The sequence below is a fragment of the Gluconacetobacter diazotrophicus PA1 5 genome (genome assembly GCF_000021325.1).
GTDB lineage: Bacteria > Pseudomonadota > Alphaproteobacteria > Acetobacterales > Acetobacteraceae > Gluconacetobacter > Gluconacetobacter diazotrophicus.
Genome location: NC_011365.1, coordinates 2,878,673 through 2,904,841 on the forward strand (window position 1 = coordinate 2,878,673; position 26,169 = coordinate 2,904,841).

The following is a 26,169-nucleotide window of genomic DNA, read 5'->3' on the forward strand; positions in this document are numbered from 1 at the left end:
TGTCTGAGCGGGTGGGCGCGCATCGTCAGAGGGCGGGAAGAAGATCGGCTTTCGGGACATCCTGCTCCGTGAATAGAAGAGGGACCTGCCGGTCCCTCGGTGGGGTGACGGCCCCCTGTCGAACCGGATGAAGGCCTGCCGCCGACTGACCCGGGGGGCAGGGCGGACGGGGTATATCGGGCTCATCTTTTCAGCCAGCCACCTCATAAGAGAATTGATAGCAGAATACCAAGCGTCTAAGCTTTGCCCATGCTTGGAAACCAGATCAGCGAATATACTCGTCGAGACCTATTCGATCGTCTCTCCTTGGAAAGCGTTAACTGGGCAGGCCGAATGGCGGAGAGTGCGTTCTTAGACCGAATATTTAAGATTTCCACGCTTCCCAGCCATGACGGCAGGGTTAAGACTATGCTTAATGACGTAATGCTGCATCGTGAAAATTTTCACGACTGGGGCGGACCGGAATGGGTATATGATGATGACCGTCTGAATCTGGGTGGATGCCCCGACCAGAAACTTCTCGAATTTTTGGCTTTCATGGTACACCCCCGTGTTCGTCCCGATCAGCAAGACGTCGATCGCCTTGTCGACATCGTCAATTCAGTCATCGGCCGCGATGGCTTTTCCCTAGTGGCGATCGAGGAAGTGTCCGGGAAGCGCATTTTTGCGGGCGTGGCGACGGTTGCGGAACACGGAGGGTATATTGAAGAAGCGGCCCGCATTGCAGACGAAATGTCATCATCTCATGTGCGTCGGCAAGTGGACAGAATGAAGAATTCAGTTGCGGCAGACCCGGCACTAGCGATTGGATCAGCAAAGGAGTTCCTGGAATCCATCGCCAAGGGAATATTGCGTGATCAAGGTATTACGCTGACCGGAACAGAACCTATGCCCACTCTGATCAAATTGGCGCGCGACCAGCTGAATTTGTCTATCACCAAAGATACCGACCTCAGCCTAAAAAAAGTTCTATCGGGGCTATCAACAATCACCCAAGGTCTCGCAGAGCTGCGTGGCAAGCTCGGAACCGGCCACGGAGAGCATCCGGATGTCAAACTTCCGCCGGTTGAGATAGCGAGACTCGCTGTCGGCATGGCCACAACACTCGGCGTATTTCTTTACCAGATGCGGCCGAATCCACAACCAACAACCGCTCCGACCGTAACGCCCAGTTCAATCTCGGCCGCTGTCATGCACGATGACGATTTGCCGTTTTAGCTTCTGAATAAAGGCTATTACGACTGGCTCTCTGCTGCCTCTTGGCCCATCGTCTGAAGATTCTGCCAGATAGGATTGTCGCTTAGGGATTTATTTAAAATTTCTCGAAGAATCATTGTGTCGGTTGATTCGATATTGTCCCAATCAATACTGTCATGTTTTTCCTGAGTCATGTCAGGATCGGTCGCACATTCGATCTCTTTCCACCACCAACGAACAATCCTAACATAAACGCTGTAGGTTAAAAGAACATCGTAGAATGTAATTGGCTTCTTGTTATCATCCGCCAAAATCAGAAGCATTTCGTGACCAACTTCATTTCTTAAGCTATATAAGCGTTCTATCTCAACCAGATCATCTTTACTAATTGCATTAAGACTCTGGATCCAATGAAGCGCCGTGCGAAACACCTGATTGTTATGTTGACCTGGCAGCCCGCTCCCGTACTTTTTTATAAAATTCTTAAATTCAGATCCGCGTATATATTTTAATGAACCATTTCTTACTTCCACGTGCGTAGAAAAAAATTCATCGACACGGTCGATCACGTAGGTCTTGAAGCGCTCAAATATGGTGAGCAGCAAGCCTGCATAAATAAATTGTTCGCGTATCTTCGCCCCGTCTTCATCAAAGATGGCCTTCAGGCGTCCAAATTTCTGATTGCCCTCATTCGTCATATTGCCAATCACCTTTACCGCGATTTGGACCGCTCAAAAATGGCTGGTCGTCCCAGCCTGAATCCCTTCACCTGAACGCTCGTTTCGCGCCGCTTCATGATCGATCAAATTCGCTTATGCTCCGACCCACCGTTGCGAAACCAAGTGCAATCGTCGGCTTCGTGCTGGTCGGGAAGGACGAACGGCGGCAGCATCTTGAGCGTTGCCCTATCGACGTCGTACGCATCTCCAAACGGCACCGCGACATGCCTGACGTCGATAAGCAACTGACCGCGCGCATCTCCCTTCATGTTGGACGCGGTCACTATCGCTTCGATCTGCGCCTTTGGCACTGATCCCGCCAACAGCTCGACAGACACCTCAACACTGTGCTTCTTTTCCTGTCGAAACGACGCGCATGAAAGTATCAGGTGATTGCCAGGACCGCGCTCATCCCAGTAGAACCTAAAGGGTTTGCGCGGGCGTGGTACTAGGCTATGCGGAATCACCGCCAAGTGCCCATCGTGAAGTATGGAGGTATGCGGCGCTCGTGGCCCTGCCACCAGTACCGAATAGGGTCGTGAGTGCAGGACCGTGTTACCCGAGCGGATCTCCAAAGACAGGTTCTCGGCAGAGACCGTGCCCTCGTTTTCCACCGTAACAAGAACGCGATGCTGCGCAAACAGCTTCGTTAGCCCTGTATGCATAAGCGGAATGTCCTCATGCATTGCCGCCTCCCACGCTTCCATTTCTCTGTCATATGGAAAAATGAACGCCCCGATCCCGACGTCGAATCGACCGCCTCTTCGCTGTTGCGGAGTGCCCGCCAGTTTTCGCTCGAGGACCGTATGGATCTGCTCGTATCTGGCCTCGGCCACTTCGCGGTACTGCCAAGGTTCCGGGGTAGCGACCTCCAGCCTTACGAGGAGCTGAGGCTGGCTAATGCTGAGGAGCCTGATCTTCCCCTCAAGCTCGTTAATCCGGCGCTGGTCGGGAGATGGCTCCGGCTCTCTCAGCCATGCCTCCGGCAGCTTCTTCGCGCGCAGACCGTGCGTGTGGGCTGCATCGCGTGGTCGCATGTCATGACTTAACAGTACCAACTTGCTCGGATCGTCGACGAGTGCACTTAGGGCCTGCGCGACGATCCTGTCGTCGCCGTCTTCATGATCGAGATCACTCAGCGCGTCCCAATCGATCCGCCGGTTTGCAACCGTTGCCACGTCAACTCTCGGCGTCGTCAACACTTGCGCCGGAATGCGCGTCTCGATAAAGTTGTCTACCAACTTGTTAAACGCACGGGCACGTTTGCCGAGCCGACCGTCACTTTTCTTACGGTCAATTTCGGTCTGCACCTGACGGGTGATGAGTAGCAGTACAGCGCCTGAGAATAAGTCGCCCCACGGTAATTGGTCGAGCGGCTTGGCCTCCAAGACAACCTGCGAGTCAATGACCACGACGTGGTTATAGTCGACGGTCGCCAAAAGATTCGTCATTGTGGAAGAATGGCAGGTGCTTCGGCCTAGCGCAACCAGCAGTTGGGATCGGTTTGACGTCTTTGAGTGTTGTGCGCGGGACGTGAACAGGCGCCGCCTCTCTACCTGAATGATCGACAGCTTTTAGGCTCCTGCTAAAATTGCCTTCACGTAGACTTTGGCGCTCAACTGCCAAGGTAAGTTGACCGTGGAAATACCCATTATCTCACCCCGACCTCCTGATGCAGACCTTCCGCTCTCCCGGTTAACTTAGCCATTCGACGAATGCAGACCGATGTCCGCTCACGGGATCGTCTGCCCGTCTAATGGCAGAGTCGGGCGTGAATCCGTTATGTTCGCGACGATATAATCGCCGTTTGGGGGAGGTCCGCCCGTGTCTGGTGATGTGATCTGGTATCGGGGCCCCTGTAAGGTCTTGTCTTTCCTAAGGGTGTTGTCGTCCGGGATGCAGGGACGGGTCATGCAATGTTGTGGCTGGATTGTATGTATTGTACGGAGGGCGGCGTAAACAATCCTCGTTCCCTCATGGATATCGGCCGGCCTTATGCTCGACAAGCCTTACCTTGCTCACTGGAAGGAGCAGATCGACCATAGTGCGGGGGCGATCTATCTGACGCTGGTCGATGCGCTGGCGCTGTCGATACGGCGGGGGGATCTGCGGGAGGGGGATCGGCTGCCGCCGCAGCGGGTCATTGCCGATTTTCTGGGGACCAACCTGACGACCGTGACCCGGGCGTTTACCGAGGCGCGGCGGCGGGGGCTGGTCGATGCTACGGTCGGGCGGGGGACGTTCGTGCGGGTGGGGGCGGGCGAGAGCCACTGGCGGCATACCGGGCCGGCGGTGGTGGACCTGACCATGAACCTGCCGCCCGTTCCGCAGGACCCGCCGCTGCAGCGGATGATCCAGGCCGATATCGCGGCGATCCTGAAGCAGCAGGATTTGAACAGCCTGATGTCCTATCGGGTGACCGGCGGCACCATGGAGGAGCGCCAGCTTGGCGCGAAATGGATCGCGCCCGCGGTCGGGCCGCGCCGGGTGGATGAAATCCTGGTCTCGCCCGGGGCGCAGACTGCGCTGGCCGCCATCGTCAGCACGCTGGCCCAGCCGGGCGACGTGATCGTGACCGACCGCATCGCCTATCCCGGCATCCGCACCATCGCCGCCCAGTTCGGCCTGATCCTGGCGGGGGTGGACAGCGACGGCGAGGGGATGCTGCCCGACCTGCTGGACCGCGCCTGCGCGCAGCATCATCCCCGCTTGCTCTATTGCATTCCCACCATCCACAATCCCACCACCGCGACCATGTCGCTGCAGCGCCGCCGGGATATCCTGACCGTGGCGCAACGCCACCATTTGCATGTGGTGGAGGACGACCCGTACAGCCTGCTGATGGACGGCGCGCCGCCGGCGCTGGCGGCGCTGGACCATGCCCGCGTCAGCTACGTCGCGACCCTGGCCAAGACCCTGAGCCCCGGCCTGCGCACCGCCTATGTCTGCCTGCCCAACGCGGACATGACCCGCCGCGTCACGGCGGCGATCCGCGCCATCGCGCTGACCAATGCCGGGCTGCTGGGCGCGCTGACGGCCCGCTGGATGCAGACCGGGCAGGCGGGGCAGATCCTGGACGCCATCAGGCGGGAACTGCGCCTGCGCCAGGCGATCGCCCGCACGGTGCTGGGCGAGGGGCACTGCATGAACCCCGAGGGCCCGCATGTGTGGCTGAAACTGCCGGACTGGTGGGGCAGCGCGGATTTCGTGGCCTATGCCCGCCGCCGGGGGCTGGCGCTGGTGCCCAGCACCGTCTTCACCATCAGCGGGGACCCGCCGCAGCGGGTGCGGATCGCGCTGGGAAGCGCCGCCGACGCCGGAAGCCTGGAGGAATCGCTGCGCGGGGTCGTGTCCGTGCTTCAGCACAAGCGGTCGCCGGGATTCGCGGATATTGTCTGAGGCCGGCCTTGCAGACAGTCCCTGAGGTTCTTCACGAAAGCGTGATAAGTAAACCGTCTTAAAGCAACGGGTTATTCCGTCGTTCGGGGATTGTTTCCCTTGTGATGCGGATTGTATGGATTTGACTTCATTCTCATGCGGCAGGTCAGGGGTATTGTATCTATTGTATGGAGTGTGATGGCCATACAAGATTTGGCGCCCGTCCCGGTCCCGTGCCACCACGTCTCTCGTTGCATACGGGAGATCCATCATGCCGAAAGTCGAACAGGCCCCCCACAAGGATGGCGATTGCTTCGTCGATTACGAGAACAAGGTGTTCGAGGACGTCAAAGCCAATCCGGGTGAAAAGGCGCTGGTTACCTTTCATACCGTCGCCTTCGAGGGGTCCATCGGATTCGTGAATCTGCTTCAGGCGACACGCCTGATCCGCAAGGGGTTCGAGACGTCCGTCCTGCTGTACGGGCCCGGTGTCACGCTGGGCGTGCAGCGCGGCTTTCCGCGCCTGGGGGACGAGGCGTTTCCGGGGCATATGAACGGGAACAAGCAGATTGCGAAAATCCTTGAAGAGGGCGGAAAGGTCTATGCCTGCCGGTTCGCGCTGCAGGCGCTGTACGGCCATGGCGAGCAGTCGCTGATTCCGGGGATCACGCCCATCAATCCGCAGGATGTGCTGGACCTGGTGCTGCTGCATCGCCGCGACAACGCGTTCATCCTCGATACCTGGACGCTCTGAGATCCTGTTTGAACACGCCGGGCGCGGCCTTCGGGCCGCTCTCGCTCACCAGCCCACATTTTCACACAGGCTCTGACTGGAACTGGAACGGGAAGGACCGCCAGCATGTCACGTATCGTTCGCGCCGCCGCCGTCCAGATCAGCCCCGTGCTGGGTGACGATGGACTGGGAACCGCCCGGAAAGTCTGCCGGACCATCCGCGAGGCCGCCGAAAAGGGCGTGAAGCTGGCGGTGTTTCCCGAAACCTTCGTGCCGTATTATCCCTATTTCTCGTTCATCCAGCCGGCGTTCCGCTTCGGTGCGGAGCATCTGGCGCTGTATGAGCGGGCGGTGAGCGTTCCCGGCCCCGTCACCGACATGGTGGCCGAGGCCGCGCGCGAGACCGGCATGGTCGTCGTGCTGGGGGTGAACGAGCGCGACCACGGCACGCTGTACAACGCGCAGGTCATCTTCGACGCCACGGGCGAGATCGTGCTCAAGCGCCGGAAGATCACCCCGACCTATCACGAGCGGATGGTGTGGGGGCAGGGCGACGGGTCGGGGCTGACGGTGGTGGACAGCGCCGCCGGGCGCATCGGCGCGCTGGCGTGCTGGGAGCACTACAATCCGCTGGCCCGCTATGCCCTGATGGCGCAGCACGAGGAGATCCATTGCGCGCAGTTCCCGGGCTCGCTGGTCGGGCAGGTCTTCGCGGACCAGATGGAGGTCACGATCCGGCATCACGCGCTGGAATCGGGCTGTTTCGTCGTCAACGCGACGGGCTGGCTGGACGACGGGCAGGTCCGGGAGGTCGCGGGCGACCCGGCGCTGGAGGGGCCGCTGCGGGGCGGGTGCTTCACCGCCATCGTCTCGCCCGAGGGGCGGCTGCTGGGCAAGCCGGTCACGGACGGCGAGGGCATGGTCATTGCCGACCTGGATTTCGCGCTGATCACCAAGCGCAAGCGGATGATGGATTCGGTCGGCCATTACGCGCGCCCCGAACTGCTGAGCCTGCTGCTGGACCGGCGTCCGGCCCGCACCGTCCATTATGTGGACGACGCGGCGTGCGAAGGAGGTGCGCCATGACCGTTCCGGCATCCGGCACGCTGGCGGGGCGCCAGCTTGTCACCGACCTGCAATCCTTCGGCCTGCAGGTCGACGGGCAGGTCGGCGGGATTGCCCGCAAGGGCGGGGCCGGTCCGTCGGACCACAGGACGGTCACCATCGCGGGCCAGACCGTGATGGTCCCGGTCTATACGGCGGGTGCGCGGCGGTCGCCGTTCCAGGCCGGGCCGCCGGGCGCCGACGGGTCCCACGTGCTGGTGCGGGACGGCCGGCCGGTCGGAACCATCCGCTTTCCCGCGCCGCCGCGTTTCTACGGCCTGACGACGGCGGACGGCGTGCCCTACTGGAAGATCGCGCTGCTGCATGGGCGCGACACGCTGGCCACCACCGTGCACCAGACCTGCATCCGCTATGCCGACCGGCGCACGTCCTGCCAGTTCTGCGCCATCGGCCAGTCGCTGGAGGCGGGCCGTACGATCGCCTACAAGACGCCGCAGCAGCTTGCCGAGGTCGCGAAGGCGGCGGTGGACCTGGACCAGGTCCGCGACATGGTCCTGACCACGGGAACGCCGAATATCGTCGATCGCGGCGCCGCTGTGCTGGCGGAGTCGGCCCGCGCCATCAAGGCGGCGGTCGACCTGCCGCTTCAGGTCCAGTGCGAGCCGCCGCGCGACCATGACTGGTTCCAGCGCCTGCGCGATGCGGGGGCCGATACCCTGGGCATGCATCTGGAAGCCGCGACGCAGCGCGTGCGCGAGCGGATCATGCCCGGCAAGGCCACCGTCAGCGTCGATCGCTACATGGACGCCTTCGCCAGCGCGGTTCCCGTCTTCGGGCGGGGGCAGGTCAACACCTATATCCTGGCCGGGCTGGGCGATACCGCCGAGGAGATCCTGGCGCTGGCCGGGCGGCTGATCGCGCTGGGCGTCTATCCCTTCGTGGTGCCGTTCGTACCTATTTCGGGCACCCCGCTGGAAGACCATGCGCCGCCTTCGGCGGAGTTCATGGCGTCGCTCTTCACGCCGCTGGGCAAGATGCTGCGCACGGCGGGGATGACATCCAGCGACATCCGCGCCGGGTGCGGGCGGTGCGGGGCGTGTTCCTCGCTCTCGGCCTACGAGGCTGCGGCATGATGGCGGAGGGAAGCATGATGCTGGACGGGCTGGACCCGCGTCCGTTCGTGCCCATGGAATATGTCGTGCGCCTGGCGCGCACGCCGTGGGAGGTCACGGGCCATCATGCGCTGCGGCGGGATGTCTTCTGCGTGGAACAGGGGATCTTCGCACAGGACGACCGGGATGGGATCGACGCGTCGGCCATTCCCATCGTCGCCGCGTGCTGCGTGGCGGGCATGCCGGACCGCATCGTGGGCGCCGTGCGCATTCACGAGGCCGAGCCCGGGCTGTGGCGCGGGTCGCGGCTGGCCGTCCATGCCGACCACCGCAGGCTGGGGCGGATCGGGGCGGAACTGATCCGCATGGCCGTGTGTACCGCCCACGGGCTGGGCGCGAGCCGCTTCCTGGCGCAGGTGCAGGAACAGAACGTGCCGTTCTTCCGCCGCCTGTACTGGAAAAGTCTGGGCGAGATCACGCTGCATGGCCTGGCGCACCATGACATGGAGGCCGACCTGTCGCGCTATCCGGCCACCGGGCGCGAGCAGACATGGCTGCTGCGCCCGCAGCCCCGGAATTCACAGCCCCGTACCCGGCAGGCGGCGTGATGACGGGCCCGCTGGCCGCCCTGCTGCGGGACCTGCGCGACGGTGGTGCACTGTCGGCCAAGCGGGACATCGCCGCCACGGTTGCGGCGCTGGGGGGTGCGGCGCTGGGATATGATGGCGGGGACGCCATCCGGCTGGGCGACGATTGCGCGGCCATCCCGGACGGGGACGGGTACCTGCTGTTGGCCGGCGAGGGGTTCCAGGACGGGTTCGTCGGCGCCATGCCGTGGTTCGCGGGGTATTGCGGCGTCATGGTGAATGTCAGCGACATCGCCGCGATGGGGGGGCGCCCCGTGGCCGTGGTGGATGCGCTGTGGAGCGAGGGGGCGGAGGCCGCCGCCCCCATCCTGCGGGGCCTGCGGGACGGCGCGCGCACCTATGGCGTGCCGGTCGTCGGCGGCCATACCAGCATGGGCAGCCTCCATAACTCCCTGTCGGTGGCGATCCTGGGCCGGGCGCGGCGCCTGCTGACCAGCTTCGACGCCCGGCCGGGCGAGGCCGTCATCGCGGCCATCGACCTGCGGGGGCGCTGGCACGACCCGCATCCGTTCTGGGACGCCAGTTCCGCGCTGTGCGGGACGGCCAGCGCCGCGCGGCTGCGCGCCGACCTCGACCTGCTGCCCGCCATCGCGGAGGAGGGGCTGAGCCGGGCGGCCAAGGATATCAGCATGGCGGGCCTGCTGGGGACCGCCCTGATGCTGGCCGAATGCTCCGGCATCGGGATGACGGTCACGCTGGACGATGTTCCCCGCCCCGAGGGCGCGCCCCTGGAACGCTGGTTGCGGGCCTTTCCCAGCTATGGCTTCCTGCTGACGGCGCGGCCCGGGGATGCGGACGCCATCCTGGCGCGCTTCCGGGGGCGGGGCATCGCGGCCGCCGTCATCGGATGCTGCGACGGCACGCGGCGGCTGGATGTCGTTTCGGGCGGCGACCGCGAAACGTTCTGGGACCTGGCGCAGGCGCCGCTGATGGGATGCGGGCCATGAGCCTGTCGATCGGCATCGTGACCCATTCGACCAACCCGCGCGGCGGGGTGGTGCACGGCATGGCGCTGGCCGAGGCACTGTGCGACGCCGGCCACGACGCGACGCTGATCGCGCCGGATGCGACCGGGGCGGGGTTCTTCCGCGCGCCGCGCTGCGCCGTGCGCTGCATTCCGGTCCGGCCGGAGCGGGACCTGCCCGTTCAGGTCGAACGGCGGATCGGCGAACTGCGCGAGGCCCTGCGCGGGGCGCCCCATGACGTGCTGCATGCGCAGGACCCCATCGGCGCCAACGCCCTGGCGGACCTGGTGCGGGAGGGCGGGCTGCGCGGCTTTGCCCGCACGGTGCATCACCTGGATCATTTCTCCCATCCCGGGCTGGCGGCGCGGCAGGCGCGCGGCGTCACGGCGGCGACCGCCCTGTTCACCGTCAGCACGCTGTGGCAGGGCATCCTGGCCGACGAATACGGGCGCATGGCCCCGGTCGTGGGCAATGGGGTCGATGCGGTGCGGTTCTCGCCGGAACCGGGCCCGTGCGACGGCACGCTGCGCGCCCGCTATCGCCTGCCGCCGGAGGGGGGGCTGGTCCTGTCGGTGGGCGGCATCGAGCGCCGCAAGAACACGCTGATGCTGCTGGACGCCTTCCTGGCCCTGCGCCGGGAGCGGCCGGACCTGCACCTGGTCGTCGCCGGGGGCGCGTCGCTGCTGGACCATTCGGAGTATCGCCGGCTGTTCGACCGGCGGGTGCGGGACAGCGGCTGCGCCGGGGCGGTGACGGTGACCGGACCGGTGGCGGACGGGGACATGCCGTCCTTCTACCGGCAGGCGCTGGTGCTGGCCTATCCGTCCCGGACCGAGGGGTTCGGCCTGTGCCCGCTGGAGGCCCTGGCCTGCGGCACGCCGGTCATCGTGCCGGATGCCGCGCCCTTTACCGAACATCTGCACGGGCCCGAGGTGCTGTGGTGCGCGCCGGACCGGCCCGAAACCCTCGTCGCCGCGTTGCGGGACGCCCTCGGCGCCCGCGCGCGCTTTCGCGCCGGCGGCCCGGCGACGGCGCGGCGCTTCGACTGGCGCGGCGTCGCGGCGCGGCACATGGCCGCCTACCGGCGCCTGGCCGCCCTGCCACACGTCACCACGCCGCCTGGGCCGAAACGGGAGTATCGTGACCATGCCTGAAATGATCTTTCGCGTCCGCTGGCCGGATGGTGCGGAAAGCGACTGCTATTCGCCCTCGCTGGTCGTGCGCGATCACTTCACCCCCGGGACGGATTATCCGGTCGCGGATTTCATGGACAGGGCCGGTGTCGCCCTGACGGAGGCTAGCGAGCGCGTGCGGGCCCGCTACGGCTTTCCGTGCAGCCGCGCGGCGGGGCAGCTTCGCACCATCCGCCAGATCTGCGCCGGCTTCCTCGACCGGCCGGACGCGCGTGTCCGCGTCCTCTCCCTTGAATCGCCAGACGGAAAAACCCTATGACACAGAGCGAAAAGACCATTCCCGTCATCATCATCGGCGGCGGGCAGGCCGGCCTGTCGCTGAGCTGGTACCTCTGCCGCGAACAGGTCGGGCATGTGGTGTTCGAGGCCCGGACGGCCTGCCATTCCTGGGATGACGAGCGCTGGGACAATTTCTGCCTGGTGACGCCGAACTGGCAGTGTGCGCTGCCCGGCCATCCCTATGCCGGGACCGACCCGCACGGCTTCATGGTGAAGGACGAGATCATCGCGTACGTGAAGGGTTTCACGGATTCCTTCACCCCGCCCCTGCGCGAGCATACTCGCGTGACCTCCGTCACGCGGCATGAGGGCGGGGGGTATCGCGTCGTCGCCGGGGGCGAGGCGTGGCATGCGCGGCATGTCGTCATCGCGTCGGGGGCGTATCATGATGCGGTGATTCCCGGTTACGCCGGCGCCATCGATTCGTCGATCATGCAGGTACATTCGCAGGCTTACCGGAGCGCCGCGCAGCTTCCCGAGGGGGCGGTCCTGGTCGTGGGCAGTGGCCAGTCGGGGGCGCAGATCGTCGAGGACCTGCATCTGGAAGGCCGCAAGGTGCATCTGTGCGTGGGGTCCGCGCCCCGGGTCTCGCGCTTCTATCGCGGCCGCGATGTCGTGGACTGGCTGGCGGACATGAAATTCTATGACCTGACGGTGGACGATCATCCGCTGCGCGACGGCGCGCGCGACAAGACCAACCATTACGTCACCGGCCGCCATGGGGGGCACGACCTGGACCTGCGCCTGTTCGCGAAGCAGGGCGTCGGCCTGCACGGCACGCTGCGGACGATCCGCGACGAGGTGGCGCTGTTCCAGCCGGACCTGAAGGACAATCTGGACGATGCGGACCGGACCAATGCCGACATCAAGGCGTCCATCGACGCCTATATCGCGCGCGAGGGGATCAGTGCCCCCGTGGAAGCGCCTTACGTGCCGGTGTGGGAACCGGACGGGGAGAACGCGCCGCTGGACCTGAAGGCGGCCGGCATCACCTCCATCGTCTGGTGCATCGGGTTCCGCCCCGATTATCGCTGGATCGACGTTCCCGTCTTCAACGGCGCCAACAAGCCGGTGTGGAACCGGGGCGTGACCGGGCAGGCCGGATTCTATTTCCTCGGCCTGCCGTGGCTGCACACCTGGGGGTCCGGGCGGTTCTCGGGCATCTCGCGCGATGCGGCGTGGCTGGCCGGGCAGATCACCGGCAAAGACATTCCCGTCGCCTGAGCGGAGGCCGATGCCATGCTGCCGTGGACGACATACCAGGACATGCGCGATGCCGTGTCCGCCGATCCGGACGGGTTCTGGCTGGACGCGGCGCGGCGCATCGCGTGGACGCGGCCGCCCGCCGCCGGGTGCGTGCCGCGCACGGACGGATGGCACGACTGGTTCCCCGGCGGGTGGCTGAATACCTGCCACAACGCCGTGGACCGGCATGTCGCGGCGGGGCGGGGCGGGCAGGCGGCGCTGGTCTGGCAGTCCTGCGCGACGAAGGAGGAGCAGATCGTCACCTATGCGGACCTTCAGCGCCGGGTCGCGGGGTTTGCCGGGGGGCTGCGCGCGCTGGGCGTGGAAAAGGGCGACCGCGTGCTGATCGCGATGCCGACCCTGGTCGAGACCGCGATCGCCATGCTGGCCTGTGCCCGGCTGGGGGCGGTGCATGTCGTGGTGTTCGCGGGATATGCGGCGCCGGAACTGGCGCGGCGGATCGACGACGTGGCGCCGAAGATCGTCATCATCGCCAGTTGCAGCTTCCAGGGCAGCGTGCCCGTGTCCTCGTACGACGTGCTGGCCGAGGCGCTGGCCCTGGCCGCGCATGCGCCCGATGCCTGCGTCGTGCTGCAGCGTCCGGCCTGCCCGGCGCGGCTGGCGCCCGGCGATCATGACTTCCATGGGCTGGAGCGGCACGCGCCGGCGGCGCCCGTTCCGGTGAAATCGGAAGATCCGCTTTATATCCTGCATACATCGGGAACGACGGGCGCGTCGAAGGGCATCGTCCGCGACAATGGCGGCCATGCGGTGGCGCTGGCGCTGTCCATGGAGCTGATCTATGGCTGCCGGGCAGGGGATGTCTTCTTCACGACGTCGGACCTGGGCTGGGTGGTCGGCCATTCCTATGGCGTCTATGCGCCGCTGCTGGGCGGCTGTACCAGCGTGATCATGGAAGGCGGGGCCTCGGCATCGTCGATCGCGGCGCTGTGTCGTGCGCGGGGCGTGACCTGCCTGTTCACCACGCCCACGCAGTTGCGTCTGCTCCGCCAGGCGGAGCGGGGGGCGGCGGGGGGCGCGCCGCTGGCATTGGCCCGCGTCTTCGTGGCCGGGGAATATGCCGATCCGACCCTGCTGGACTGGGCCCGGTCCTATTTCCGCTGCCCCGTCGCCAACCATTGGTGGCAGACGGAAACCGGGTGGAGCATCACGGCGCATTTCCTGGGCCTGCCGGAAGAGGAAGCCCCGTCGGCCATGAACGATATCGGCCGGCCCGCGCCGGGCTTTAACGCCGCCGTCGGGGCGGGCGACGCGTCCGGCGAGATCCTGCTGGCGCTGCCGCTTCCGCCGGGCTGCCTGGCGGGCGTGTGGATGGACGGGGGGATTCAGGCGCCGCGTGCCTGCCTGGACGCCACCGGCCGCCATTACCGCACGTTCGACGAGGGGACGATCGGCGCGGACGGCGCGGTGCACATGCTGGGCCGGTCCGACGACGTCATCAAGGTCGCGGGGCGGCGGATTTCCGGCGTGCAGATCGAAGCCATCATCGCGCGCCATCCCGCCGTCCATGCCTGCGCCGTCGTCGCGGTAGCCGACGGGCTGAGGGGCCAGAGGCCGGTCGCCTATGTCGTGCCCGACGCGTGGCCCGTGCCCCCCGCCCGGGCCGGCGAGATCATCGAGCAGGTCGGGCGCGGCCTGGGACGGTGGGTAGGCATCCGCGATGTCCGGTTCGTCGCGGCGCTTCCGACGACGCGATCGGGGAAGATCCTGCGCAGGCGGCTGGCCGTCGCCTGACGGGCGCCGGACGGGCCATGACGTTCCGGCAGGGCTGCCCCGGCCTGCGCGTCCGGGCCGGGGGACGGACGAAACGCCATGCCGCGCGTAGGAATACGAGCAATATCATGGAGAGACGACGTGCCCCGTTCATTGCGACGATCCTGCCTGCTTCCGGCCCTGCTGACCGTTGCGGTCGCCGCACCGGCGGCCCATGCGCAGTCCGGCGGGTTTCCGCCCCTGACGACGCCCGCGACCGGCAGCCAGATGCCGGGCAAGATCGTGTTCACGCAGTTGGTCACGCCCAACCTGGCGGCGGCGGAGCGGTTTTACGGCGCGATGTTCGGCTGGACGTTCCAGGATGTGCCGGTCCGGCGGCTGCATTATGCCGTGGCGCTGAACGGCGGGCACATCGTCGCCGCGCTGCTGGAACGTCCCTTCACCAATCCCGACCAGCGGCCGATCTGGCTGCCCTTCATCGCGACCGGCGATGTCGATCACCTGGCGGCGCAGGGCGCGGCGCTGGGCGCGCACGTGATGTTCAAGCCCCGCGACGTTCCCGGCCTGGGGCGCGAGGCCGTGCTGGCCGATCCGAAGGGGGCGGTGTTCGCCGCCCTGACCTCGTCGAGCGGTGACCCGGCCGACGGCGAGGACCCGGTCGGCGCGTGGAGTTGGAGCGCGCTGCTGACCAGCGACCCGCAGGGGGCCGCGACGTTCTATGGCACGCTGTTCGGCTACCAGAGCGATGCCGTGGATAGTGGCCATTTCATCGTCAGTTCGCAGGGCAACGCGCGGGGTACGCTCAACGCGCTGCCGCCCGGCTTTCCGCCGACCGCGATCGCGCGCTGGGTCCGCTTCATCCGCCTGCCCGGCGTGGGCGCCGCCGCCGAGCAGGTGGCCGCGCTGGGCGGGCATGTCGTGGTGCAGCCGCATCCCGACCGTGACGGCGTGATGGTGGCCCTGCTGGCCGATCCGTCCGGTGCCGTCTTCGGTGTGATGGAATATCCGGGCGGCACGCCCGCGGGGGACGCGAAATGACACGGCAACGATCGGGATGGTGGGTCGCTTTCGGGTGCGCGGGGGCCATGGTGGCGCTGCTGGGCGGCTGCGTCGGGTATGACGGCTACGACGATTATGGCGGCGGGTATTATTCGACCTATGGCGGCGGCTGGGGCGGCGGCGGCTGGGGTGGACCCGGCTGGGGCGGCGGCTGGGGCCGGGGCTATGCCGTCGGCCCGCGCTGGCATGGCAGCGGGGGCGGCGGCTGGCATGGCGGCGGTGGACCCGGCGGTCGTGGCGGCGGTGGCGGCTGGCATGGCGGCGGGCCCGGCGGTGGTGGCCATGGTGGCGGCGGTGGTCCGGGTGGTGGCGGCCATGGTGGCGGCGGCGGGGGCGGTCACGGGGGCGGCGGCCACGGCCGCTAGGGCAGATCGTGACGTGAAGATGCTCTGAAAGCAAAAACCTTGAGGGCATGATCGGCCTTGCCCAATCATGCCCTCAAGGCCCGGACCGCTCGCGCACTCTGCCTCGCAGGGTGCGTCAGTTATCCATGATCGCGACGGCGGTGGCGAAGCTGGGGGCCAGGGGCAGCAGCGGGGTCAGCGTGGCCTGCCAGGCGTGGTAGAGATCGGCCTTGCCCTGGTACACCACGGCCGAAGGCTGGTTGTGGCGGTCGAGTTCCTGGAGCCATCCGCCCTGCCCGCGGTCGATCATGTGAAGGTCGATATAGTCCCAGATGGTCCGGTACCAGTGTTCGTATTGCCCGTGGCCGGTGCGTTTCAGCAGGGCGGCGGCGGCGGTCATGGCTTCGGCCTGGCACCAGTGGGGGCGGTTATGCACCACGGGTTCCAGGTCCCAGCCCACGGTGTAGAGCAGGCCAGGTGCGCCGTCCCGCGCCCATCCGGCGTGCATGCCCGTGCGGAACAGGCCGATGGCGTCGTCCAGCAGCCAGGGCGGTGCGGAGCCGCCCTCACGCAGCAGCGCGGCCTCCAGCTTCAGCAGCAGGTGCGCCCATTCGACGAAATGGCCCGGCGTCATGCCGTAGGGCCGCAGGTCGTCGGTCGGCCTGTCGCGGTGGAAGTCCTTCAGAAGAGTCCAGTTGCGATCGTAATGTTCCGGGACCGCGTATCCGGCGCCCCTGGCCAGCGTGTGGATCACGCGTTCGACGATCCGCAGCGCCCTCGTGCGCCAGATGGCGTTTCCGGTGACGTCCGCGACCGCCATGCATGCTTCCACCGAATGCATGTTCGCGTTGGCGCCGCGATAGTCCTCCTCGTCCGACCAGTCGGCGGCGAAGCTCTCGCGGAAGATTCCTTCGTCCTCGCTCCAGAAATGCCGGTCCCAGACATCCAGCGCCTCTTTCAGAAGCTGGTCCGCGCCCGGGACGTGCTGCACGACGGCGGAGGACGCGGCGAGGGCCACGAACGCGTGCAGGTAGGCCTGCTTGCGCCCGCCCGCCTGTGCCGGGCCTTCGAACCATCCGCCATGCCTGGGATCGCGCAGCGGCCCCAGCAGGCTGGCGACGCCATGGGCCGCCAGCGGCGCGCAGCCGGGCAGGCCGCGCCCGGCGGCGACCGCGTACACGTGGGTCATCCGCGCCGTCAGGATGCTGTCCGCGCCGCCGTCCTTCATCGGCCGGCCGTCGTCGCCCAGGGCGGTGAAACCGTCCGGAATCCGCGCGGGTTTCGAGAAATCGAGCAATCGCTGGCCCTGGAGATCCAGCCAGCGGCGATGGGGCGCCGAGCGCAGCCAGCTTGACGCCGGCAGCATCAGCGACGGAAGCGCCTCAGCCATTGACGATCATGCCGCCATTGACGTGGACGGTCTGGCCGGTGACGTAGGACGCGTCGTCCGATGCCAGATAGACGTAGGCCGGCCCCATTTCGCTGGGCTGCCCGATCCGGCCCAACGGCGTGCTCTTGCCCATGTCGGCCACGGCCTGCGGGTCGATCGGCCCCCAGCTTGCGGGTTGCAGCGGGGTCCAGATCGGGCCGGGGGCCACGGCGTTGACGCGGATGTCCTTCCCGGCAAGCTGCAGCGCCAGGGCGCGGGTGAAGCCCAGTTCCGCCGCCTTGGTCGTGGAATAGGCGACCAGGGACTTGTTGCCGGCGAAGGCGTTGATCGAGGACGTGTTGATGATCGCGCTGCCCTTGCCCAGGTAGGGCAGGGCCGCGCGCGTGATGTAGAAATAGCCGTTGACGTTCACGTTCATGTGGCGCTGCCAGACGGCGTCCGTGATGTCGGTCAGGTCGTCGCTGATATACTGGACGCCGGCATTGTTCACCACGATATCCAGGCCGCCGAAGGCCGCGACGGTGCGCGCCACGGCGTCGTCGCAGACCGCGCTGCTGGACACGTCGCCCTGGATGGCCAGGGCCTTCGTGCCCTCGGCCTCGACCAGGCGTACCGTTTTCCTGGGCGTCGTCCTGTTCTTCCAGGTACAGGATCGCGACATCCGCGCCCTCTCGCGCGAAATGCAGTGCCACCGCGCGGCCGATGCCGCTGTCGCCGCCCGTGACCAGGGCGCGGCGCCCCGCCAGCTTGCCGCTGCCGCGATAATCCGGGCGGATATGTTCGGCCGGCGGTTGCAGCAGGCGTTCGACGCCCGGCTGATGGTCCTGACTCTGGGGGGGAATGCTCTGGGCCATGGGGGTTCTCCGCGTCGAGGGGCGTGACAGGCCGGCGGCGATCGCGGTGCGGCAGCCGGCAGGTTCCAGAGGGGGAACGCCCCGGGATACGGGCTGTTGCCTAAATTTCCGGTTAAGGGGCGGTTGCGGAAGTCCTGCTGCTGATGAGTCGCCGCATGGCGGGCCGTACACTGCGGCCGAATCGGACTGTATTTCCACACTGGATCCGGTCGTCCAGTATCGGGTGCGATGTTGAATTCGAATTACGACACCGCCGCCCGAGGGATATTACGGCCTGCTCGCTCTGCTGGTTCGGCAGGATCATGCCGCTGGACATGGGCGACGTGGATGTCACGACCCGCGATGCCAAGCGCTACCTCTCGCGCCAGGGCGGCAGGCTCGGCTGTCCACCTTCATCCCCGCCACCCATGCGGACGTGACGCTGAACTGAAGTGTGGTGGTCCCGCCGGTCAGGTCGTGTCCTCGCCGGCGGGAATGTCGCGGTCGAAATCGGCGATCGCCTTCGCTGCGGGGGTGGGCAGGATGATCGATTCGCCCTCGATGCGCATGGCCTCGTCCAGCGGGAGGAAATGGTAGGCGCCGTCCTCGCTGGTCAGTTTCAGCCGGGTCTTGCCTTCCACTTCGTCCGTCACGCCGATCTTGACGCCGTCGGACCCCATGACGGCCATGCCGGGATGGATTGTGTCGCTCGCGATCATGTCGGTTTTCCTTGTGTCCGGGCGATTGCGGTTTCGGCATGCGGACGTCATCGGGCAGGATGTCCGGCCCGGCCCGCATGCCATACCGAGTCAACGCCCGGGGCTGGCAGAGTTGAATCACAGAGGCGCGAGGACCCGACCGCATGAGCGGATACCGTCGCCTGCTGCGCCTGGTGGCGTGGTGCGCGCTTCTGGCCGCGCTGGCCATGGCGCTGGTGCTGCACCGGGCGTGGCTGCCCGCCGCCTATGACCCCACCCGCCCGCTGGACCTGCGGGCCGAACGCACGTTCATGACGCCGGTCAAGCTGCGGGTCCTGGACGCGGTGCCGTCCCTGTGCCGCGCGGCGCTGGGGGCCGGCGGGCGCTGCGTCGTGCCGGATGCGGTGCGGGTGGAGGGGGGAGCGGCCCCCGCCATGCCGGACGGATTCCCGGCCTCGTGCCGGCTGGCGGTGCGGTGGGCGATGTTCCAGACCGACGTGGCCGAACCCGCGGCCCGCGCCGTGTTCGGCCAGGGCGTACGGGCCATCCGCCAGGCCGGGACCTATGCCTGCCGCGACATCCGCGACCGGCCGGGCGCCGCCAGCAGCCATGCCGGGGCCGATGCGATCGACGTATCGGGTTTCATCCTGGCGGACGGGCGGGAGGTTTCGGTCGGGGCGTGGAAGGATACGGGCGGCAAGGCGGCGTTCCTGCACCGCGTGCGGGCGGGGGCATGCCGTCTGTTCGGCATCGTCCTGTCACCCGACTACAATGCGTGGCACGCCGGCCATCTGCATCTGCAGGCCACGGGCGGCGGGTTGTGCGATTGAGGCCGCCCCTTAAATCGGGTCGTCCACGGCTTTTCGGCCCAGTGCCGGATCGTCGGTGAAGAAGCCGTCCAGCCCCATGTCGAGATAACGCCGGATTTCGGCGATCGAGCCTTCCGGATTGCGGGCGTCGTCGCCCGCCGCGTTGCGAAGCTGCCGGGGCAGGAAACGGTTTTCCGGGCGGCAGGTATAGGAATGGACCAGCAGGCCGGCGCGGTGCGCGTCGTCGATCAGCGTGGTGGGGGCCTGCCACGCGCCGGAGGCGTCGCGGGGGATCAGGTCGGTATTGGACGGGCCGATGACGTCGGCATAGGATTTGACCTCCCGCAATCCATCCGGGGTCATCAGGTCGGCGAAGGTGGCGCGGCCGCCCGCCGCCGCGATGTCGGGCACGGCCTGTCCGCGCTCGCCCATCAGCAGCATCAGGCGGGCCCGGGGGTTGATCGCCTGCACCTTGCCGCGCAGGGCGCGCAGGTTTCCGGTCTCGAAGGACTGGACCTCCAGCGGGGCCTGGCGGGTGTATTCGTGCGCCGCGATCACGCGCAGGAACGTGTCCTCGGGCGTGTGGCCCAGGGCGTGGAAGTGGGTCGAGTTCTTGATCTCGGGGATCAGCCCGACCACGCGGCCGCGCGCGGCGGATTCCGCGGCGACGAAATCGATGACCTCCTCGAAGGTCGGGATGTCGAAATGCCCGTCATAGCGGGTGTTCTGCGGCCGGACCGGGCCCAGCCGTTCGCGCGCCCGCAGGGTCTTGAGTTCCGCCAGCGTGAAATCGGTGGTGAACCAGCCGGTTTCCTGCGTGCCGTCGATCGTCAGCGTGCGGCGGCGCGATGCGAATTCCGGCCGGGTTGCGACATCGGTCGTGCCGGCGATGTTGCTTTCATGGCGCGCGACCAGAACGCCGTCGCGCGTGGGCACCAGGTCGGGTTCGACATAATCCGCGCCGTCCGCGATGGCTTTGGCGTAGGAGGCCAGCGTGTGTTCGGGCCGCAGCGCCGATGCGCCGCGATGGCCGATCACCAGCGGGCGCGGCGCCAGCGACGGCGCCGCGCGGGCCGGCCGGGCGAGAGGAAGCGCGGCCAGGAGCCCGAGAGTATGTCGGCGTGTCGGCATCATGGGAACCTTGGAATCCGGGCTGGGCGCCAGGCCTTTTTCAGAACGTGGCGCTGAGGGTCAGGAAGAACATGCGCGGCGCGATGGGGAAGGCGGTATATTGGCCCGAGGCGTTGCTGATGTTCAAGGTGGACCAGCCGCGCGTGTCGGTCAGGTTGGTGATGTTCCCCTGCACCTTCAGGCCGCGCACGTGCGGGATGCCGTGGATGGTGTAGCCGGCATTGACACTGAACAGCGCGTAGGAACTGGCGGACAGGTCGTTGGTATAGGTGGTGTAGCGCTTGCCGATCACGTCGCCGATGAACTGGGCGTTGAAATCGCCCCAGTTGGTCGAGGCGACGAATTTCTCGGTCCAGTTCGGCACGCCCGCCACGTTCTTGCCGGCGGTGGGCACGATCGTGGTGCCGTTGGCATAGTTATCGTTATAGACCGACTTGTTGTAGGACAGCGCGTTGTAGAACGAGAAATGCGGCCCGAACTGCGTGGTGAACGAGAAATCCATGCCGTCGGTCGTGACCGAGCCGACATTGGTCAGGATGGTGGCGCTGCCGACGATCGAGGCCAGGTTGGGCGAGGACGAGACCGCCAGCAGCCGGTTCGAGAAATGGACGTGGTAATATTCAAGCTGCCCGCTGATATTGGTCAGCGGCCCGAACGACAGGGGGCGGTTGGTGCGCAGGCCGGTTTCATACGTCCAGTCGGTTTCGGGGTGGCCGTGGTCCTTGAAATCCTGGAACGCCTGCTGGCTGGTCACGCCCCAGGGGGACGCGTTGCCGTAGCCCGTATCCTGGAACGATCGCATGTTTTCCTGGATGTTCGCGAACCACTGCTCGTGGCCCGTGATGTTCCACAGCGCGCCGAACGAGGGGAGGAACGGCTTGACCGCCGCGATCGTGCCGCCCGGTACGGTAACGGCGGTCTTGGGGGACAGCGATCCCGGCAGGCCCGCGACCGGCAGGGTGCCGTTGGTATAGACCAGTTCGGACTTGAAGCCGGCATTCAGCGAAAAATTCCGCGACACCTGCCACGTGTCCTGCAGATGCGTGACCCAGGTGTTGGTGTAGAAATAGTTGGTGTACTGGTGGATCAGCGGGTTCTGCTGCCGGTCGTAGGGCGAGGTCGGGTCGGCGGCGTCGAACGCGTACCAGCGCCGGGCCTGGGTGTTGTTGTTGCGTTCGTACCAGCCGCCCAGTTCGATATGGTGATGGCCGAGCTGGTAGCGCAGGGTGGACATCAGGCCGCCGCGATTGTCCCAGTATTCCGTGGTGCGCGTGGCCATGCCCGAGCCGCCGAAGACCTGCGAGAGCTGGGGGGCCGAATTGTCGGGGAAATAGGCGCCGAACAGGGCGGGCAGGCCGGCGGCGGTGATCGGACCGGCCACGACGCCCTCGCCCAGGTCGTGATGGTAGTAGATCTGGTTGTCCCAGTGCAGGTGGGACGAAAAATCATGCGACCACTTGATGTAGGACAGGAAATCCTCGCGCTGGGCGTCGGAATAGTAGTTGCGGTAGTTCAGCCCCGCCGCCTTGTAGGCCGCCGAATTGTTGTAATAATTGATGGCCTGCTGAAGGTTCGGATACAGGAAGGGACGCTTGTACAGGTCGCCGCCCTGGGGTTCGACGATTCCGTCCTCGTTCGGCTCGACCTTGTCCGACCAGTCGAAGAAGCCCGTGATCCTGTCGTTGTCGCCTTGGTGCACGAATTTCGCGTTGACCTGGTTGCCGCCCTGGTGGCCGTCGAAATCCCAGGCCCGCGCGTCCTGCCGCGCCCATGCGACATAGGCGGAATTGCCGTTGCCGAAATCGCCGGTATCGATCCGCGCGAAGGTGCGGAAGGTCGACCAGCTTCCGAACGTCTGGTCCAACTGGCCGCCCGCGCGGTGCAGCGGGTCCTGCGTCTGGAATTCCAGCGTGCCGCCCAGGTTGCTGGTCGAGGCGGTGCCCAGCGCGCCGGCGCCGGTCGCGACCGAGGCCATGCCGATCGTCTCGCTGATCGCGGCGCGCTGCGGGGACAGGCCGTTGAAATTGCCGTACGACTGGTCGCCCAGCGGCACGCCGTCCATGGTGAAGCCAAGCTGGTTCTGGTTGAAGCCGTGGATGAACAGCGAGGAGTTCTGTTCGTTGTTGCCCCACGGATCGGCATCCTCGAAGACGACGCCGGGCAGGATTTCCAGCGCCTTCACCGGGTTGATGCCGGGCAGGATGCGCTGCATCTGCACCTGGCCCACGCTCTGTTCCGACCGGGTGCGGCGGGCGGTGGAAATGATCTGCTCGACCGCCGGGGCGGCGGTACGGCGGGGGGCGGCGGCGGGCGCCTTGCGGGCCGGGGTGCCCGTCGTGGCCGCCGTGCCGTTCGCGGGCTGGGCGGCCGGGTCGGCATGGGCCGTGGAGAGCGCGAGGGCCGAGCAGAAGGCGGCCAGGCTGGTGCGAAGAAGGCCGGTCCGGATCGCGGCGGCCTGGAGACGGGAAGGCGTACGGAAGGACATGGGTGCGGCAACCCTTCGGAAGGTGAAGCTGTGGCCGACCTCCTATCCAATCGCTCCGCTCGCCTGGCAGTGAAGGTTTGATGACGATGCGATCCGAACACAGGGCTTCGGAAACCGGATCGGAATCGTGAAGAAATGAAGACAGGCGGGCCGGTCGGCACGGCGTTTGCCGACGGAGGGAATTACCCCGGGAATCGGTTGCCATGAAACCAGTTGCCATGGCAATTAGTGCCTGGGCCATTATGGGTCCGGCGCCGGAGAAGGAGGAATCGTGGATCGGGATGAGGGGGTGGGGCCGCGCGGCTTCCTGAATATCGACGAATCCCGGTTCCGGGACATGGCGGTGACCTTTCGCATCATGCGGCTGGGCGCGGTGTGGCGCACCCGGCTGGAACGCGCGCTGAAGCCCACCGGGCTGAGCGTCGCCGGGTTCCGGCCCATGGCGTACCTGATGATGATGCCGGACGGGACCTCGCAGCGGGACCTGGCGGCGGCGATGAACACCGATACCTCGGCCCTGGTGCGGGTGCTGGACCTGCTGGAGGCCGCCAGCCTGGTGGAACGCCGGCCCGACGAAGCCGACCGGCGGGCCAACCGGCTGTTCATCACGCCCGAGGGGCGGAAAAAATGCCGCCAGTTCCACGAGATTTCCGCCCGGCTGGAGCGCGAGATGACGGCGGGCCTGCCGCGTGAGGCCATTCCGGGGCTGGTGGGCCTGCTGGACCGCATCCTGCTGAATGCCGAGCGCGCGTCGGCCGCCGGCCGGGACGTGCCGTGACCGGACCGGTCCGGTCGGCCCCGGTGTGGCCGCGCCTTGTGCCGGCGGTGTTCACCGACTCCGTGCGCTGGCGGGACATGGGGGGCCGCGCGGCGTTCTGCGCGCGCGTGTTCGCGTCGATCGGCCTGGCGCTGTATTGCGCGTTCACGTTCCAGCTCGAATCCCCCATGAGTTCGGTGACCACGGTGATGATCGTGGCCAACCCCACGGTCGGCGCGCTGATGTCCAAGAGCGTCTGGCGCATCATCGGCACCGTGCTGGGGGCGGCCGTCAGCGTGGCGCTGATGGCCGGGCTGGCGCAGTCGCCGGTGCTGTATGTCATGGTGCTGGCGGTGGCGGTGGCCTTCGCCTGCCTGGTCGCGACCTTCCTGCGGCTGTTCCGCGCCTATGCCGCCGTGCTCAGCGGCTATACGATCGTCATCGTCGCGGCACCGTCCTATGCCGATCCCAACGGGATCTTCCTCAGCGCCATGTCGCGGCTGTCGGCGGTCACGGTGGGCATCGTGGCCACCGCGATCGTGTTCATGGCGACCTCGCCCCGCCGGCCGCAGCAGGTGCTGACCCAGATCGGGCAGGTGATGCGCGATGTCGTGGCCCACGCGCTGGCCTTTCACGAATTCCACCAGGGCGCGCCCGTGCGGGGCCAGGCGGTGGCCGAGCCCGGGCTGTCCGGTTTCCGTGCCATGCCGGTGCCGCTGTACGACAGTCGCGGCGCGCTGCTGGCGCGGATCGGCGGGCTGGGCGCGGCGGTGGAATATGCCGCGACCGACACGTATGAAATCGCCCGCCGGGTCAATGCGCTGCGGGTGGGGCTGAGCGGCCTGGCCGGCATCGTCGCCACCTATCATCCGCTGTGGCGCGGCATGGATGGCGACGCGCCCGACCTGCGCCGGCTGCACGGGCGTATCGCCGCGCTGATGACGGAATTGCTGGACCTGATGGCGCGGCCGGGATGGGTGGACGATCCGGCCCCGGTCCGCGCGCGGATCGGCGCGGCGCTGGACCGGCTGGCGGCGGACGAGCGCGCGGCGGCCGCCACGGACGGCACGGCGCTGCTGGCGGCCATGGACACGGTGCGCGACATCCTGGCGCAACTGGATACGGTGCTGGGCATCCTGACGGGCGACGCGGTGCCGCGCCGGGTCCGGCTGCGCTGGTTCCTGGACTGGCCCAGCGCGCTGCGCAACGGCGCGCGCGGCGGGATCATCACGCTCCTGGCCGGGCTGATCTGGTATGTGCTGCACTGGCATTCCGGGCCGATGCTGATGCTGTACATCGTCGCGGCGTCCAGCCTGGTCTCGACCACGCCGTCGGCGTCGCGCGCCAGCGTGCTGATGGCGGCGGGCACCGCGCTGTCGGTGCCGGCGGGGGTGGCGTGCCACATGCTGGCGCTGCCGCGCATCGACGGTTTTCCGCTGCTGTGGCTCGTGCTGTGCGCCTTCGTGCTGCCGGGCGCGTGGATCCAGTTCAGCCCGCGCTGGGGCATCGGGGCGTTCGGCTATTCGGTGTTCTTTGCCGCGCAGCTCGATGTCTCCAACCCCATTCGCTATGACGACATCGCGCTGACCAATACCTGGATGGCGTTCCTGATGGCCAGCGCGCTGCTGGTGCTGGGCTTTCGCGTCATCCTGCCGCCCGACGACCGGCTGGACGCGGCGCGGCTGGCCGCGTCGATCACCCGTTCGCTGCGCCGGCTGGCGCTGGTGCTGCCCGACGGGCCCGGGACGTGGGTGGCGTGGGAAGGGCTGCAGGTCCAGAAGACCACCCGCATGGTCCAGCGGCTGGCGCTGTGCATGCCGCCGGCCGAACGGCAGGCCCATATCGACGCCGCGCTGGCGGCGGTGTCGCTGGGGCGGCTGGTGATCCGGGCGCGGCGCATCGCCGACGGGCCGGCGCTGGCGGCGCGGGACCGCGCGGCCCTGCATGCGGCGCTGGGTGGCTTCGCGCGCCTGCGCCGCGACCCGGACGGCACCGCGCGCGGGCTGGAGGGCGCGGCGGACGCGATGCGGGCCGGCGCCGACACCGGCACCGACGCGGGGCTGGCGGCGTGGCGCGTGGCGGCGTGCCTGGACCAGGCGGCCCATATCCTGCGCGCCGTGCCGGGCTTCTTCCACCGGCACGGGCCGCTGCAACTCGCCCCCGACATGCCGGGCGCACGGCGCACGCTGGCGGCGCCCGTGCCGGCCTATAGCGCGATCCTGGGGCGGGTTGTCCATGGCTGATCGCGACGGGCCGCATCGGAGCACAGGAAACGCGCGAAGGACGTGCCGGCAGCGGGACTTTTGAAGCAGCCTCGCGGTCCGCGCGGTGCTGGCATGGCGGGGGGGCATGGGTGCGCCGCGACATCTCGCGCTGTGCGCGGGGGCGAGGTATGC

Annotated in this window: 22 protein-coding genes and 1 pseudogene; 16 read left to right on the top strand and 7 right to left on the bottom strand. The window is 67.1% G+C overall.

The genetic code is table 11. The features are described 5' to 3' along the window. Positions 1 to 249 precede the first annotated feature (249 nt). Positions 250 to 1,218 carry an abortive infection family protein gene (locus GDIA_RS18715; RefSeq protein ID WP_012554457.1) on the top strand — a complete coding sequence of 323 codons (969 nt, stop codon included), beginning with the start codon at positions 250 to 252 and terminating at the stop codon, positions 1,216 to 1,218. 17 nt (positions 1,219 to 1,235) lie between these two features. Here the strand turns inward: GDIA_RS18715 and GDIA_RS13170 are convergent, their stop codons facing one another. Both GDIA_RS13170 and GDIA_RS13175 read right to left on the bottom strand, forming a co-directional pair. Continuing rightward, a complete protein-coding gene (locus GDIA_RS13170; RefSeq protein ID WP_012554458.1) occupies positions 1,236 to 1,895 on the bottom strand; it encodes a hypothetical protein in 660 nt (219 codons plus the stop codon). A gap of 104 nt (positions 1,896 to 1,999) precedes the next feature. Continuing rightward, positions 2,000 to 3,355, bottom strand: coding sequence for a PIN domain-containing protein (locus GDIA_RS13175; protein ID WP_157864193.1), 1,356 nt, complete (start codon positions 3,353 to 3,355; stop codon positions 2,000 to 2,002). A gap of 556 nt (positions 3,356 to 3,911) precedes the next feature. On the opposite strand from GDIA_RS13175, the gene GDIA_RS13180 reads away from it, so the two are divergent. The 12 genes from GDIA_RS13180 (at position 3,912) to GDIA_RS19370 (ending at position 15,691) form a co-directional block, all read left to right on the top strand. Then, a complete protein-coding gene (locus tag GDIA_RS13180; protein ID WP_012554460.1) occupies positions 3,912 to 5,315 on the top strand; it encodes an aminotransferase-like domain-containing protein in 1,404 nt (467 codons plus the stop codon). 250 nt (positions 5,316 to 5,565) lie between these two features. Further along, entirely contained in the window at positions 5,566 to 6,048 is a 483-nt protein-coding gene (locus tag GDIA_RS13185) for an MSMEG_0572/Sll0783 family nitrogen starvation response protein (protein ID WP_012228465.1), read from the top strand. A gap of 105 nt (positions 6,049 to 6,153) precedes the next feature. Continuing rightward, positions 6,154 to 7,113: a Nit6803 family nitrilase gene (locus GDIA_RS13190; protein WP_012554461.1), complete on the top strand. Its 960-nt coding sequence runs from the start codon at positions 6,154 to 6,156 to the stop codon at positions 7,111 to 7,113. Then, on the top strand, positions 7,110 to 8,225 hold the full coding sequence (locus tag GDIA_RS13195) for an MSMEG_0568 family radical SAM protein (RefSeq protein WP_012554462.1): 1,116 nt from the start codon (positions 7,110 to 7,112) through the stop codon (positions 8,223 to 8,225). The genes GDIA_RS13190 and GDIA_RS13195 overlap by 4 nt, the downstream gene beginning before the upstream one ends. Then, positions 8,222 to 8,812: an MSMEG_0567/Sll0786 family nitrogen starvation N-acetyltransferase gene (locus tag GDIA_RS13200; RefSeq protein WP_012554463.1), complete on the top strand. Its 591-nt coding sequence runs from the start codon at positions 8,222 to 8,224 to the stop codon at positions 8,810 to 8,812. Before GDIA_RS13195 ends, GDIA_RS13200 begins: the two co-directional genes overlap by 4 nt. Next, entirely contained in the window at positions 8,812 to 9,798 is a 987-nt protein-coding gene (locus tag GDIA_RS13205; protein WP_012228471.1) for a sll0787 family AIR synthase-like protein, read from the top strand. Before GDIA_RS13200 ends, GDIA_RS13205 begins: the two co-directional genes overlap by 1 nt. Continuing rightward, entirely contained in the window at positions 9,795 to 10,970 is a 1,176-nt protein-coding gene (locus GDIA_RS13210; RefSeq protein WP_012228473.1) for an MSMEG_0565 family glycosyltransferase, read from the top strand. Before GDIA_RS13205 ends, GDIA_RS13210 begins: the two co-directional genes overlap by 4 nt. Continuing rightward, on the top strand, positions 10,963 to 11,268 hold the full coding sequence (locus GDIA_RS13215) for an MSMEG_0570 family nitrogen starvation response protein (protein WP_012554464.1): 306 nt from the start codon (positions 10,963 to 10,965) through the stop codon (positions 11,266 to 11,268). The genes GDIA_RS13210 and GDIA_RS13215 overlap by 8 nt, the downstream gene beginning before the upstream one ends. Next, positions 11,265 to 12,512, top strand: coding sequence for an MSMEG_0569 family flavin-dependent oxidoreductase (locus tag GDIA_RS13220; protein ID WP_012228476.1), 1,248 nt, complete (start codon positions 11,265 to 11,267; stop codon positions 12,510 to 12,512). The genes GDIA_RS13215 and GDIA_RS13220 overlap by 4 nt, the downstream gene beginning before the upstream one ends. A 15-nt stretch (positions 12,513 to 12,527) precedes the next feature. Continuing rightward, complete coding sequence (locus GDIA_RS13225; RefSeq protein ID WP_012554465.1) at positions 12,528 to 14,288, top strand: AMP-binding protein; 1,761 nt, start codon at positions 12,528 to 12,530, stop codon at positions 14,286 to 14,288. Positions 14,289 to 14,408: 120 nt separating this feature from the next. Then, positions 14,409 to 15,305 (top strand): VOC family protein, encoded by an 897-nt coding sequence (locus GDIA_RS13230; protein WP_012554466.1) that lies wholly within the window; start codon positions 14,409 to 14,411, stop codon positions 15,303 to 15,305. Then, complete coding sequence (locus GDIA_RS19370; RefSeq protein ID WP_162013728.1) at positions 15,302 to 15,691, top strand: hypothetical protein; 390 nt, start codon at positions 15,302 to 15,304, stop codon at positions 15,689 to 15,691. The genes GDIA_RS13230 and GDIA_RS19370 overlap by 4 nt, the downstream gene beginning before the upstream one ends. A 115-nt stretch (positions 15,692 to 15,806) precedes the next feature. Here GDIA_RS19370 and GDIA_RS13240 read toward each other — a convergent pair whose 3' ends face one another. The 3 genes and pseudogenes from GDIA_RS13240 to GDIA_RS13250 form a co-directional block, all read right to left on the bottom strand. After that, entirely contained in the window at positions 15,807 to 17,060 is a 1,254-nt protein-coding gene (locus GDIA_RS13240; RefSeq protein ID WP_012554468.1) for an AGE family epimerase/isomerase, read from the bottom strand. Next, positions 17,053 to 17,914: pseudogene (locus tag GDIA_RS13245) on the bottom strand (glucose 1-dehydrogenase). The gene GDIA_RS13240 and the pseudogene GDIA_RS13245 overlap by 8 nt, the downstream one beginning before the upstream one ends. Before the next feature lie 449 nt (positions 17,915 to 18,363). Then, positions 18,364 to 18,612: a DUF2171 domain-containing protein gene (locus tag GDIA_RS13250; RefSeq protein WP_012228485.1), complete on the bottom strand. Its 249-nt coding sequence runs from the start codon at positions 18,610 to 18,612 to the stop codon at positions 18,364 to 18,366. Between the two features lie 143 nt (positions 18,613 to 18,755). Here GDIA_RS13250 and GDIA_RS13255 point away from each other — a divergent pair, with 143 nt between their 5' ends. Next, a complete protein-coding gene (locus tag GDIA_RS13255) occupies positions 18,756 to 19,421 on the top strand; it encodes an extensin-like domain-containing protein (protein ID WP_012554469.1) in 666 nt (221 codons plus the stop codon). Between the two features lie 9 nt (positions 19,422 to 19,430). Here the strand turns inward: GDIA_RS13255 and GDIA_RS13260 are convergent, their stop codons facing one another. Both GDIA_RS13260 and GDIA_RS13265 read right to left on the bottom strand, forming a co-directional pair. Then, positions 19,431 to 20,531 (bottom strand): glycerophosphodiester phosphodiesterase, encoded by a 1,101-nt coding sequence (locus GDIA_RS13260; protein ID WP_043459364.1) that lies wholly within the window; start codon positions 20,529 to 20,531, stop codon positions 19,431 to 19,433. A 40-nt stretch (positions 20,532 to 20,571) separates the two neighbouring features. After that, entirely contained in the window at positions 20,572 to 23,016 is a 2,445-nt protein-coding gene (locus GDIA_RS13265) for a TonB-dependent receptor (protein WP_012554471.1), read from the bottom strand. 271 nt (positions 23,017 to 23,287) lie between these two features. Here GDIA_RS13265 and GDIA_RS13270 point away from each other — a divergent pair, with 271 nt between their 5' ends. Further along, complete coding sequence (locus GDIA_RS13270; RefSeq protein ID WP_012554472.1) at positions 23,288 to 23,794, top strand: MarR family winged helix-turn-helix transcriptional regulator; 507 nt, start codon at positions 23,288 to 23,290, stop codon at positions 23,792 to 23,794. After that, complete coding sequence (locus GDIA_RS13275; protein ID WP_012554473.1) at positions 23,791 to 26,016, top strand: FUSC family protein; 2,226 nt, start codon at positions 23,791 to 23,793, stop codon at positions 26,014 to 26,016. The genes GDIA_RS13270 and GDIA_RS13275 overlap by 4 nt, the downstream gene beginning before the upstream one ends. Positions 26,017 to 26,169: the final 153 nt, after the last annotated feature.

Coding starts and splice junctions, on each gene's coding strand:
- GDIA_RS18715 (WP_012554457.1), top strand. CDS start 250: ATGCTTGGAAACCAGATCAGCGAATATACTCGTCGAGACCTATTCGAT.
- GDIA_RS13195 (WP_012554462.1), top strand. CDS start 7,110: ATGACCGTTCCGGCATCCGGCACGCTGGCGGGGCGCCAGCTTGTCACC.
- GDIA_RS13185 (WP_012228465.1), top strand. CDS start 5,566: ATGCCGAAAGTCGAACAGGCCCCCCACAAGGATGGCGATTGCTTCGTC.
- GDIA_RS13205 (WP_012228471.1), top strand. CDS start 8,812: ATGACGGGCCCGCTGGCCGCCCTGCTGCGGGACCTGCGCGACGGTGGT.
- GDIA_RS13240 (WP_012554468.1), bottom strand. CDS start 17,060: ATGGCTGAGGCGCTTCCGTCGCTGATGCTGCCGGCGTCAAGCTGGCTG.
- GDIA_RS13190 (WP_012554461.1), top strand. CDS start 6,154: ATGTCACGTATCGTTCGCGCCGCCGCCGTCCAGATCAGCCCCGTGCTG.
- GDIA_RS13225 (WP_012554465.1), top strand. CDS start 12,528: ATGCTGCCGTGGACGACATACCAGGACATGCGCGATGCCGTGTCCGCC.
- GDIA_RS13250 (WP_012228485.1), bottom strand. CDS start 18,612: ATGATCGCGAGCGACACAATCCATCCCGGCATGGCCGTCATGGGGTCC.
- GDIA_RS13265 (WP_012554471.1), bottom strand. CDS start 23,016: ATGTCCTTCCGTACGCCTTCCCGTCTCCAGGCCGCCGCGATCCGGACC.
- GDIA_RS13255 (WP_012554469.1), top strand. CDS start 18,756: ATGAGCGGATACCGTCGCCTGCTGCGCCTGGTGGCGTGGTGCGCGCTT.
- GDIA_RS13200 (WP_012554463.1), top strand. CDS start 8,222: ATGATGGCGGAGGGAAGCATGATGCTGGACGGGCTGGACCCGCGTCCG.
- GDIA_RS13210 (WP_012228473.1), top strand. CDS start 9,795: ATGAGCCTGTCGATCGGCATCGTGACCCATTCGACCAACCCGCGCGGC.
- GDIA_RS13180 (WP_012554460.1), top strand. CDS start 3,912: ATGCTCGACAAGCCTTACCTTGCTCACTGGAAGGAGCAGATCGACCAT.
- GDIA_RS13170 (WP_012554458.1), bottom strand. CDS start 1,895: ATGACGAATGAGGGCAATCAGAAATTTGGACGCCTGAAGGCCATCTTT.
- GDIA_RS13260 (WP_043459364.1), bottom strand. CDS start 20,531: ATGCCGACACGCCGACATACTCTCGGGCTCCTGGCCGCGCTTCCTCTC.
- GDIA_RS13215 (WP_012554464.1), top strand. CDS start 10,963: ATGCCTGAAATGATCTTTCGCGTCCGCTGGCCGGATGGTGCGGAAAGC.
- GDIA_RS13220 (WP_012228476.1), top strand. CDS start 11,265: ATGACACAGAGCGAAAAGACCATTCCCGTCATCATCATCGGCGGCGGG.
- GDIA_RS19370 (WP_162013728.1), top strand. CDS start 15,302: ATGACACGGCAACGATCGGGATGGTGGGTCGCTTTCGGGTGCGCGGGG.